The sequence below is a fragment of the Streptomyces megasporus genome, from assembly GCF_000718985.1.
Classification (GTDB): domain Bacteria; phylum Actinomycetota; class Actinomycetes; order Streptomycetales; family Streptomycetaceae; genus Streptomyces; species Streptomyces megasporus.
This window is the reverse complement of the sequence record NZ_JODL01000005.1, coordinates 148193-159848: the sequence shown is the minus strand read 5'-3', so window position 1 is coordinate 159848 and position 11656 is coordinate 148193. Positions and strand designations below refer to the sequence as shown.

The window sequence follows — 11656 nt, the reverse complement described above, 5'->3', positions numbered from 1 at the left end:
TGGTGCGGCGGCGGCACTGGCCGCTCTGCTCTGCTTTCTCGGCCCACTGTCCGGCTGTTCGAGTGAGACCAACGCCACTCCCGATGGGCGGATCACGGTGTGGTCCCTGGAGAACCTCCCGCCGCGGATGGCCGCCACCGAGGAGGTCGTCGCCCGGTTCGAGGAGGAGACCGGGATCGAGGTCGACCTGGTCGGCGTCGCCGAGAACCAGCTCCCCCAGATGGTCATGTCGGCCGCCGCCGCGGGCAATCTGCCCGATGTCATCGGAGCGGTGACGCTCGGCCAGGCATGGCAGATGCACGCCAACGACCTGCTGGACACCGAGGTCGCCGGCGACGTCGTCCGCGCGCTGGGCGCCGACACCTTCACCGCCAACGCCCTGGAGTTGACCAGTGACGGCGACCGGCGGCTGGTGGTCCCCTCCGACGCCTGGCTGCAACTGGTCGTCTACCGCGCGGACCGCTTCCGCGAAGCGGGCCTGCCCGCCCCGGACACCTACCGCGACCTGCTGCGCGCCGCGGAGGAGCTGGACACCGGCCGACACGTCGGAGCGTCCCTGGCCACCGACCCCGGGGACGTCGCCACCCAGCAGAGCTTCGAGAACCTGGCCCTGGCCAACGGCTGCGACATGGTCGACTCCGCCGGCGACGTCACACTGGACACCCCCGCCTGCCGCCGGGCCTTCGCCGTGTACGACACCCTCGCCCGCGAGCACGGCGCCCCCGGCACCCAGACCGTCGACTCCACCCGCGCCACGTACTTCTCCGGCACCTCCTCGGTGCTCGTCTGGTCCTCCTTCGTCCTGGACGAGCTGGCCGGACTGCGCGACGACGCCCTGCCGAGCTGCCCGGAGTGCGCGGACGACCGCGGCTTCCTGGCCGAGAACAGCGGGGTCGTCACCACGCTCCAAGGGCCGGACGGCACCGAGCCCACCCAGTTCGGCGAGGTCACCTCCTGGGCCGTCACCAGGACGGCCGAGACGAAGGCCGCCCGGACCTTCGTCGAGTACATGATGAGCGAGGGGTACGAGGAGTGGTTCGGCATGGCGCCCGAGGGCAAGATCCCGCTGCGCACCGGAACCCCCGAGGACACCGACGCGTACCTGCGCGCCTGGCGCTCCGGCTCCCTCGGCGTGGACCGACGCGAACCCATGGACCGGGTGTACCCGCCCGAACTCCTCGACTGGCTCGCCGACGGCGTGACCCGGATGACGCGCTGGGGCATCCCCCAGGGCCAGGGCCCCCTCGTCGGAGCGATGGGGGGCGCGCTGCCCGTGCCCAAGGCCGTCAGCGCCATGACCGGCGGGCAGCTCTCCCCGGGCGAGGCGGCCCGCGACGCCGACGAGGAGGTCTCCGCGCTGCGGGACTCCCTGCGTTAGCCCGCTCCCACCCCGTTCGAGGCACCCCTTCGAGGCACCCCGAGGTACGCAGCCCATGACGACAACGGAAAGCCGTGCGGCCCGGCGCCGCGACCGTCCCCTCACCGCCGCCCGACGGGAGAACCGCGCCGGGCTGGCCTTCGTCGCCCCCACCGTCCTGGTGGTCGTGGTGGTGGTCGTCCTGCCCATCGCCTGGACGGTGCTGCTGGCGTTCCAGAACGCCCGGCTGGTCGACATCCAGGGCATGGGCCTGCTCGGCAACTGGACCCTGGGGAACTTCGCCGGCGTCCTCGGCTCGCCCGGCTTCTGGACCAGCCTGGGAACCACGCTGGTCTATGCCGTGGGAGGCACCGCCGGATCGATCCTGCTGGGCCTGGTCGCCGCCCTCGCGCTGCGCCGGTCCTTCCGCGGTCGCGGCCCGCTGCGCGCCGCGATGCTCCTGCCGTACGTCGCACCGGTCGTCGCCGTGACCTTCGTCTGGCAGGTCGCGCTCAGCCCGCAGTACGGCATCGTGGGCGAGTGGGGGCGGCGGTTCCTCGGCTGGGAGCGGGCGCCGGCCTTCCTCTCCACACGCGACCAGGAAGTCTCCCTGCTGGGCGTGGAGTTCGAGATCCCTCTCGCCCTGCTGACCGTCATCGCCTTCGAGACCTGGCGCTACTTCCCGTTCGCCTTCCTCTTCCTGCTGGCCCGGCTCCAGGCCGTGCCCACCGATCTGGAGGAGGTCGCCATGGTGGACGGCGCCACCGTCTCCCAGCGCTTCCGGTACGTCCTGCTGCCGCAACTGATGCCCGTGATCGCGCTGTTGAGCGTGCTGCGCTTCATCATGACGTTCAACAAGTTCGACGACGTCTACCTGCTGACCGGCGGCGGCGCGGGCACCGACGTCGTCGCGGTGCGCGTCTACGAGTTCCTCACCGCCCGCTACGACGTGGGCGCGGCGGCGGCCCAGGCGCTCGTCCTGGCCCTGGTCCTGGCGGTCCTGCTGGGCCTGTACTTCAGGTTCTTCGCGAGCAGGGCGGGTGAGGAGGCGTGACGAGCCGTGCCCGTACGGAGGAGAGGGCCTTCGCGGTCCTGCGGTGGGTGGTCATCGCCTTCCTCGCGCTGATCACCGTCCTGCCCTTCTGCTACATGCTGCTGCTGTCGGTGAAGCCGATCGACGCGCTGCTGCGGGCCCCGGGGGACCTGTGGGTGTCCGCGCGGGAGTTCACCACCGCCACCTACCGGGAGGTGCTGCGGCCCACTTCCGAGGGCGGCCAGGGGTTCGTGCGGATGCTGGTCAACTCCGCCGTCGTCTCGCTCGGCGCCGTGGCGCTCACCCTGCTCGCGGCGGTCCCCGGCGCGTACGCCGTCGGCCGGCTGCGGTTCTTCGGCGGCCGGCGCGTCGGCGCGCTCTTCCTGGCCGTCTACCTCTTCCCCGCCACCCTGCTGGCCGTGCCGCTGTTCGTGATGTTCGCCAGGATGGGACTCCAGGGCAGCCTGACCGGGCTCGCGATCGTCTACATCGCGCAGACCGTGCCCGTGTCGATCCACATGATGCGGAACTACTTCGCCACCGTCCCCCGCAGTGTCGAGGAGGCCGCGGCGATCGACGGCTGCACCCGCCTGCAGACGGTCCGCAAGGTGGTGCTGCCGCTCGCGGTGCCCTCCCTGATGGCCACGGGGCTGTACATCTTCATGATCGCCTGGAACGAGTTCCTGTTCGCCCTGCTCTTCCTCGTCGCGGAACCGGAGAAGTGGACGGTCTCCCTGGGGCTCCAGCAGCTCGCGGGCGGCGTCGAGGTCTCCAAGACGGTGCTGATGGCCGGCTCGGTCGTGCTCACCGTCCCGGTGGTGCTGCTGTTCTTCGCCGCGGAGCGGCTGCTGACCGAGGGCCTGACCAGCGGGGCCGACAAGGGCTGAGCGTCGGACGGGCGGCGCGAACGGCGAAGATGTCCGCATGATCGGAAACCAGTCGAGCGCGGGACATCTGCTGCACCTCATCCGCAGCGGGCAGGCCACCACCCGTGGGGAACTCCAACGCGTCACCGGACTGTCCCGCTCCACCGTCGGCAACCGGCTCGACCGGCTCTTCCGGGCGGGCTGGATCCGCGAGGGCAGCACCGTCCCCGTCGGCGGGGGCGGCGGGCGTCCCGCGGGCCGGCTGGAGTTCGACGGCACGCACGCCGTCGTCCTCGCCGTGGATCTGGAGACCCGGTACGGCCGGGCCGCCGCGCTGGACCTGAACGGCAGGGTGCTGGCCGACCACACCGGGCCCCTGACCATCGAGGACGGCCCGGACGAGGTGATCGACCGGCTGGCTCGCTGGTTCCCGCCGCTGTTGGAGCGGGCCGGGGTCGCGCCCGGGGACGTCCGCGGCATCGGCATGTCGGTGCCCGGCCCGGTGGACTGGGAGTCCGGACAGGTGATCCAGCCGCCGATCATGCCGGGCTGGGACCGCCACCCGATCCCCGAGCGGATGAGACGGGCGTACACCGAGCACGTCCTGGGGGGCGCCGGGGCGGGGGAGGAGGCGGCCCCCGTCGTCCTGGTCGACAACGACGCCAACCTGATGGCGTACGCCGAGCAGCGCCTCCACCACCCCGGCTGCGGCGCCTTCCTCCTGGTCAAGGTCTCCACCGGCATCGGCGCCGGGCTGGTGGTGGACGGCGAGGTGTACCGGGGGATCGACGGCGGCGCCGGGGACATCGGGCACATCCGGCTGCACGACCGACCGGACGCCCTGTGCATGTGCGGTTCGTACGGCTGCCTCGCGGCGGTCGCCGGCGGCAGGGCGCTGGCCGGGCAGCTCAGCGCGGTCGGGGTGCCGGCCACCTCGGGGCCCGCGGTGCGCGACCTGCTGGCCGCGGGCCAGCCCGACGCCGTCCGGTTGGCGCGGGAGGCGGGCCGCAGGGTGGGGGAGGTGCTGGTCACGGTCGTCACCGTGCTCAACCCCGGGGTGCTGGTCGTCGCGGGGGACCTGGCCGGGACCCCGTTCGTCACCGGGGTGCGCGAACTGCTCTACCAGCGCGCCATGCCCCGCAGCACGGCGCACCTGACGGTGGTCACCTCCCGGCTCGGGGACCGCGCGGGCCTGATCGGGGCCGGGGCCATGGTCGTGGAGCACCTGTACGCGCCCGGCCGGGCCGATGCCCGACTCGCAGCGATGGGACTGTGACGGAGAGCAGCGGGAAGAGGGGCGGAGGAGGGCGGGAGGAGGGGCGGTGCGCGACCGTCCCGACCGCCTCCCGAGGGTTCCGCTCATCAGAGCGAGGGGGAGCGCGTATGTGTCCAATGGCTGAGATGCGGCGGTTCTCAAGGGCGTGATTCTCGCCACTTTGATACGACCATTGCTCATTTGAGCGCGAAGGGCCGCCTTGCACTTCTCCAAGGGGTGGCACTGAGTGCCACGTGAGCAGGCTTCAAGAAGTGGCGTCGTATGTCACTCGCAGTGCTGAAAAGGCGCTCATGTGGTCACCGTGTGCGCGAATGGCTTTGGGTGGTGAACTGACTTTTCTTTGCCTCTTGAACAAGCCTTTGCCTTTGATCCTTCAACAGACGGGCGGTTGCACCCGCATGGCCTAACGGTGGCCGTACTCCAAAGCCTTTGATCTGGGTACTCTCCCCGCCGTCAGGGCAGCCTCTCCCGGACCCGTCCGGGGGGAATCCAACGAGGAGCGCGATTCCCGTGCCGGAAAACGAAGAGCCTCACGCAACCACGAAGTTCGTCTACGACTTCACCGAGGGCAACAAGGACCTCAAGGACCTCCTCGGCGGCAAAGGGGCCAACCTCGCCGAGATGACCAACCTCGGCCTCCCGGTCCCTCCCGGGTTCACCATCACCACCGAGGCGTGCAAGGTCTACCTCGAGTCCGGTGCCGAGCCCCCGACGCTCCGCGACGAGGTGAGCGCCCACCTCGACGCCCTGGAGCGGAGGATGGGCAAGAAGCTCGGCCAGCCGGACAACCCCCTCCTTGTGTCCGTGCGGTCCGGCGCCAAGTTCTCCATGCCCGGGATGATGGACACCGTCCTCAACATCGGCCTCTCCGACGCCTCGGTCGCCGGACTCGCCGCCCAGGCCGGGGACGAACGTTTCGCCTGGGACTCCTACCGCCGCCTCATCCAGATGTTCGGCAAGACGGTACTGGGCATCGACGGCGACCTCTTCGAGGAGGCCCTGGAGGAGGCCAAGCACGCCAAGGGCGTGGCCACCGACGTCGATCTGGACGCCGGTGACCTGGAGAAGCTCGTCGAACGGTTCAAGGGCATCGTCTCCGAGAAGACCGGACGCGAGTTCCCACAGGACCCGCGCGAGCAGATGGACCTCGCCATCCACGCGGTCTTCGACTCCTGGAACGGCGAGCGGGCCCGTCTCTACCGCCGCCAGGAGCGCATCCCCCACGACCTGGGCACGGCCGTCAACGTCTGCTCCATGGTCTTCGGCAACCTCGGCCCCGACTCCGGCACCGGCGTCGCCTTCACCCGCGACCCGGCCAGCGGCCAGCAGGGCGTCTACGGCGACTACCTGGCCAACGCCCAGGGCGAGGACGTCGTCGCCGGCATCCGCAACACCGTGCCGCTCGCCGAGCTGGAGAGGATCGACAAGGCGTCGTACGACCGGCTCATGGAGATCATGGAGACCCTGGAGAACCACTACAGGGACCTCTGCGACATCGAGTTCACCATCGAGCGCGGCAAGCTGTGGATGCTCCAGACCCGCGTCGGCAAGCGCACGGCCGCCGCCGCCTTCCGAATCGCCACCCAGCTCGCCGACCAGGGCCTGATCGACGACGACGAGGCGCTCCGCCGCGTCAACGGCGCCCAGCTCGCCCAGTTGATGTTCCCGCGCTTCGACGAGAGCCGGATCGGCGACGGCGGGGCCGAACGAATAGGCAAGGGCATAGCCGCCTCGCCCGGAGCCGCCGTCGGCAGGGCCGTCTTCGACTCCGCCACCGCCGTCGAGCGGGCCCAGGAGGGCGAGAAGGTCATCCTGATCCGCCGCGAGACCAACCCCGACGACCTCGACGGCATGATCGCCGCCGAGGGCATCCTCACCAGCCGCGGCGGCAAGACCTCGCACGCCGCCGTCGTCGCCCGCGGCATGGGCAAGACCTGCGTGTGCGGCGCCGAGGAACTGGAGGTGGACACCAAGCTGCGCCGGCTGACCGCGCCGGACGGCACGGTCATCACCGAGGGCGACGTCGTCTCCATCGACGGCTCCACCGGCAAGGTCTACCGCGGCGAGGTACCCGTGGTGCCCTCCCCGGTCGTGGAGTACTTCGAGGGGCGCGTCCGGGCGGACGACGAGGCGGACGAGCTGGTCCGGGCCGTGGACCGGATCATGACCCACGCCGACTCCTCCCGCCGCCTCCAGGTGTGGGCCAACGCCGACAACGCCGAGGACGCCGCCCGCGCCCGTCGCTTCGGCGCCCAGGGCATCGGCCTGTGCCGCACCGAGCACATGTTCCTCGGCGAGCGCCGCGAACTGGTCGAGCACCTGATCCTGGCCGAGACCGAGGAGGAGCGCGAGACGGCGCTGGACGCGCTGTTGCCGTTCCAGAAGGGCGACTTCGTCGAGCTGTTCGAGGCCATGGACGGCCTGCCGGTCACGGTGCGGCTGCTGGACCCGCCGCTCCACGAGTTCCTGCCGGACCTCACCGAGCTGTCGGTGCGCGTCGCGCTCGCCGACGCCCGCGGCGAACGCGACGAGAACGACCTGCGACTGCTCCAGGCCGTCCGCCGGCTCCACGAGCAGAACCCCATGCTGGGCCTGCGCGGCGTACGTCTGGGCCTGGTCGTCCCGGGGCTGTTCACCATGCAGGTGCGGGCCATCGCCGAGGCCGCGGCCGACCGTCGGGCGGCCGGCGGCGACCCGCGCGCGGAGATCATGATTCCGCTGGTGGGCACCGTCCAGGAGCTGGAGTGCGTCCGCGAGGAGGCCGAGCAGGTCATCGCGGAGGTCGGGGAGGCCCGCGGAGTGGAGCTGGACCTGGCGATCGGCACCATGATCGAGCTGCCGCGCGCGGCGGTGACGGCCGGGCAGATCGCCGAGTGCGCCGACTTCTTCTCCTTCGGCACCAACGACCTCACCCAGACCACCTGGGGCTTCAGCCGGGACGACGTGGAGGCGAGCTTCTTCTCGACCTACCTGGAGAAGGGCATCTTCGGAGCTTCCCCCTTCGAGACCATCGACAAGGAGGGCGTCGGCTCGCTGGTGCGCACCGCCGTCGAGGCCGGTCGGGCCACCCGCCCGGACATCAAGCTCGGCGTCTGCGGCGAGCACGGCGGCGACCCGGAGTCGGTCCACTTCTTCCACGAGGTCGGCCTGGACTACGTCTCCTGCTCCCCGTTCCGCATCCCGGTCGCCCGCCTGGAGGCCGGCCGCGCGGCGGTGACGGAGACCGACGAGGGCAGCGACAGCCGCTGACCTCGCGACCCGATACCACCTGACACCGGAGCCATCCGCCGTCGATCCCACCCTCAACCGGCGGAGGACGGCTCCGGCGCCCGAAAAGGAAGGGGCGGCGCCTGTGCGGAGGCGCCGCCCCTTCCGCGGCTCGGCCCGCTCGCCGCCACGACACCGCCGCCACGACACCGGCGCGGCGGAACCGGTGGGGGCGGGACGGTCGTCCGGGTGGCCGTACGCGACCGCCGACCACCCGAGGACGACCGCATGATCACAGCGACAGCCACCCGCCACCTCTACCTCACCCGGCACGGTGAGGCGACGGCCGACGAGAGGGCGTTGACCCCGGCCGGCCGCCGGCAGGCGGAGCTGCTGGGAGAGCGGCTCCGGGGCGTTCCGCTGTCGGCGGTCCACCACGGGCCGCTGCCCAGGGCGGAGGAGACGGCCCGCCTGATCGCCGGGCGCCTGGACGGCGTGCCCCTGCACCGCTCGGAGGTGGCCGGGGACCACGTGCCGTACGTGCCGGGGCGGGACGAGCTGCCGCCGGAGTCGGCCGAGTGGGCGCTGCGTCGGCTCGACGGCGTCACGGCGGAGGAGCGCGAGCGCGGGGCACGGGCGGCGCGGGAGGCCCTGGCCCGGTTCACCGGGCCGGTCGAGGGCGACGAGCCGCGTCACGAGCTGGTCGTCACCCACGCCTTCCTGGTCGGTTGGCTCGTCCGGGACGCCCTCGACGCCCCGCCGTGGCGCTGGATGGCGCTGAACCACGCCAACGCCGCGCTGACGGTCATCCGGTACGCGCCGGGCAGGCCGCCGTCGGTGCTGCTCCACAACGACACCGGCCATCTCCCGGAGGGGCTCCGTTGGACGGGGTTCCCACCCGAGCTGCGGGTCCGGTGAGTCTCCCGCGGGGTGACGAAAGGGAGATACGGCGTCAAGCCTTGAACGAGGTGCGGCAGTTCGAGATCGTTTCCGTCAAACACCTTGACGATTGTTTATCTGAAATTTACGTTGCCGGAGTCTGAGAGCGCTCTCAACCCCCCCGCGTCCCCCACGAGGAGCCGTTCATGAGATTCCGCAGACGTCCCGCCGCGCTGCTGGCGGCGGTGGTGGCCACGGCGGCCGCCGCCACCGGCCTCGGCGTCATCGGGGCGGGCAGCGCAGGCGCCGCCACCGTCCCCGTCGGCCAGGGTGGCTACAGCGACACCCGGCCCGCCGGCGCCGCCGGACCGGAGAACAACGCCGGTGCCCCCGTCAAGCCGAAGGTCACCTCCGCCGCCGCGGGCAAGCCGGTGCCCACCAACGACTGGTGGTCCTCCCTGGCCTTCCAGCGGTACCCCGACAACCCGTACTCCCTGGACATGTACGGGCACCCCCTGACCTACCGGGCCGTCTCCGGCGGACTGGAGGTCGGCTACCCCACCACGCACGCGATCGTGGGCGAGGGCCGCCAGTACGAGTTCACGCACAAGCGCGACCTGACCATCGGGCTCCAGGGCCTCAACTCCCCCGACGCCAAGGCCGACGCCTGGAGCGACTGGACCGTCACCCCCTACTGGTCCGACGGCGCCCGCACCCTGCGCACCACCATCGGGCACGGACTGCCCTACGTGTACGCGCAGGGCAGCGGCGGCGCGGCGCAGATCTCCACCGCGAGCGCCCCGAACGTCTTCGCCGACGACGGCAACGTCCTGGGCGTCACCATCGGCGGCCGGCACTACGCGCTGTTCGCCCCCACCGGCAGCGACTGGACCGTCTCGGGCAACGACATCCGCGCGAACCTGGGCGGCAAGGACTACTTCTCCCTGGCCGTCCTGCCGAGCACCGACGCGCTGGCCACTTACCGCAAGTACGCCTTCAGCTTCGTCACCGGCTCCAAGGTGAACTGGGAGTACGACCAGGCCGCCGGCCGGGTGAAGGCCACCTACACCCTGAGCACGACGGCCAAGGAGGGCAGCCAGACCGGCACCCTCCAGGCGCTCTACCGTCACCAGTGGCTGCACACCTCCGACGCGCTGACCTCCTGGACCTATGTCTCGCCGCGCGGGACGATGAAGGTTCGCGAGGGCACCTCCTTCACCACCTCCCAGAAGGTCACCGGCGTCCTGCCGGGGCTGCCCCGGGTGTCCGGCGTGGACAAGGCCAGGCTCACCGGCCACCTCAACGAGGTGGCGAACGCCGCCGACCCGTTCGAGGGGGCCACGGACACCTACTGGACGGGGAAGCAACTGGGCAAGCTCGCCCAGCTCGTGCCCATCGCCGACCAGATCGGCGAGACCGGCGTCCGCGACAAGCTGCTCGGCCTGATCAAGGGCCGGCTCCAGGAGTGGTTCACCGTCGGCGGCGCCTCGGAGTTCTCCTACGACCGCGACTGGCGCACGCTCATCGGCTACCCCGCCTCCTACGGCAGCGACAAGGAACTCAACGACCACCACTTCCACTACTCGTACTACGTGATGGCCGCGGCCATCGTCGCCCAGTACGACCGGGCCTGGGCGGCGGACTCCGCCTGGGGCGGCATGGTCAAGACCCTCGTCAGGGACGCCGCCAACCCCAGCCGCACCGACCAGCTCTTCCCCTTCCTGCGCGGCTTCGACGTCTACGCCGGCCATAGCTGGGCCGCCGGCCACGCGGGCTTCGCCGCGGGCAACAACCAGGAGTCGTCCTCGGAGTCGATCAACCTCAGCGCCGGCCTGATCCTGTGGGGCTCGGCCACCGGCGACACCTCCCTGCGCGACCTGGGCGTCTACCTGCTGACCACCGAGTCCGAGGCCATCGCCCAGTACTGGTTCGACGCCGACCAGGCCGTCTACCCCGAGAACTTCGGCCACGACGTCGTCGGCATGGTCTGGGGCAGCGGCGGCGCCTACTCCACCTGGTGGACCGCCAACCCCGAGGAGATCCACGGCATCAACGTCCTGCCGGTGACCGGCGGTTCGCTCCACCTGGCCCGCAACAAGGACGCCATCCGGCGGAGCATCGCCGAGATGGAGCGGAACAACGGCGGCCCGGCCGTCGAGTGGCGCGACATCCACTGGGAGTTCCAGGCCCTGGCCGACCCGGCCAAGGCCAAGGCGGCCTGGGACGCGCAGGGCGGGAACTACGGTCCGGAGGCCGGCGAGACCAAGGCCCACACCTACCACTGGATCGCCACCCTGGACGCGATCGGCGCCCCCGACACCTCCGTCACCGCCGACAGTCCCACCGCGGCGGTCTTCACCAAGAACGGCACCCGCACCTACGTCGCGCACAACCACTCCGACACGGCGAGGACGGTGACGTTCTCCGACGGCGGCAAGCTGACCGTCCCGGCCCGCTCCACGGCCACCGGCGCCGGCACCGCGGACCCCGGGGAGCCGGGCGACCCGGGTGACCCGGCCACCGGCGACACCTTCCACCTGCGCTCCGGCGGGACGCTGAGCACCACGGCCGGCTCCGCGGCCGTCGACACCATCGCCTCCGCCGGCGGCGCCAACCACGACGGCACCCCCAACCGGCCGCTCGTCTACGAGATCAAGAACGTGAACGGCACCCACAAGGCCGGCGGCGCCACCGAGTTCCGGCTGAGGGTGGACGCGGGGACGGCGGTCGGCCTCGGCCAGCAGGCCCGGGTGTCCTACGACCTGACCGGCGACGGCACCTTCGACCGGGTGGAGACCTACCGCTACTTCGCCACCGACCCGGTGGACGGCTGGGAGGAGTACGTCGCCTCCCGCGCCGGACTGAAGTCGGCCTCGGGCAGCCTCGGGAACCTGCGGGGCGGAACGGTCCGGGTGGAGGTGTGGAGCGCGATCGGCAACGCTCCGGCCAAGCTCCAGGTGGGCTCCGGCTCGGTGCTCACCATCCCCTTCGGGTGACCGGACCCCGACATGTCACCGTGCCCGCACCGCGTCACGCGG

General features: G+C 71.5%; 7 protein-coding genes. All 7 read left to right on the top strand.

All coding sequences use genetic code 11. The features are described 5' to 3' along the window. Positions 1-127: 127 nt before the first annotated feature. The 7 genes from IF47_RS0106810 to IF47_RS0106780 all read left to right on the top strand — a co-directional run bounded on the left by IF47_RS0106810 (position 128) and on the right by IF47_RS0106780 (position 11614). Complete coding sequence (locus IF47_RS0106810) at positions 128-1378, top strand: ABC transporter substrate-binding protein (protein ID WP_425423559.1); 1251 nt, start codon at positions 128-130, stop codon at positions 1376-1378. A gap of 55 nt (positions 1379-1433) precedes the next feature. Next, positions 1434-2411, top strand: a complete 978-nt coding sequence (locus tag IF47_RS0106805) for a carbohydrate ABC transporter permease (protein WP_031507396.1) — start codon at positions 1434-1436, stop codon at positions 2409-2411. After that, positions 2408-3277 carry a carbohydrate ABC transporter permease gene (locus tag IF47_RS0106800; RefSeq protein WP_031507395.1) on the top strand — a complete coding sequence of 290 codons (870 nt, stop codon included), beginning with the start codon at positions 2408-2410 and terminating at the stop codon, positions 3275-3277. Before IF47_RS0106805 ends, IF47_RS0106800 begins: the two co-directional genes overlap by 4 nt. A gap of 37 nt (positions 3278-3314) precedes the next feature. Further along, the gene (locus IF47_RS0106795; protein WP_031507394.1) at positions 3315-4532 is read left to right on the top strand and encodes an ROK family transcriptional regulator; all 1218 of its coding nucleotides are present in this window, start codon (positions 3315-3317) and stop codon (positions 4530-4532) included. Between the two features lie 510 nt (positions 4533-5042). Then, positions 5043-7781: a pyruvate, phosphate dikinase gene (gene ppdK / locus IF47_RS0106790; protein ID WP_031507393.1), complete on the top strand. Its 2739-nt coding sequence runs from the start codon at positions 5043-5045 to the stop codon at positions 7779-7781. 249 nt (positions 7782-8030) lie between these two features. Next, positions 8031-8657: a histidine phosphatase family protein gene (locus IF47_RS0106785; RefSeq protein ID WP_031507391.1), complete on the top strand. Its 627-nt coding sequence runs from the start codon at positions 8031-8033 to the stop codon at positions 8655-8657. A 167-nt stretch (positions 8658-8824) separates the two neighbouring features. Next, positions 8825-11614 carry a glycosyl hydrolase gene (locus tag IF47_RS0106780; RefSeq protein ID WP_031507390.1) on the top strand — a complete coding sequence of 930 codons (2790 nt, stop codon included), beginning with the start codon at positions 8825-8827 and terminating at the stop codon, positions 11612-11614. Positions 11615-11656: the final 42 nt, after the last annotated feature.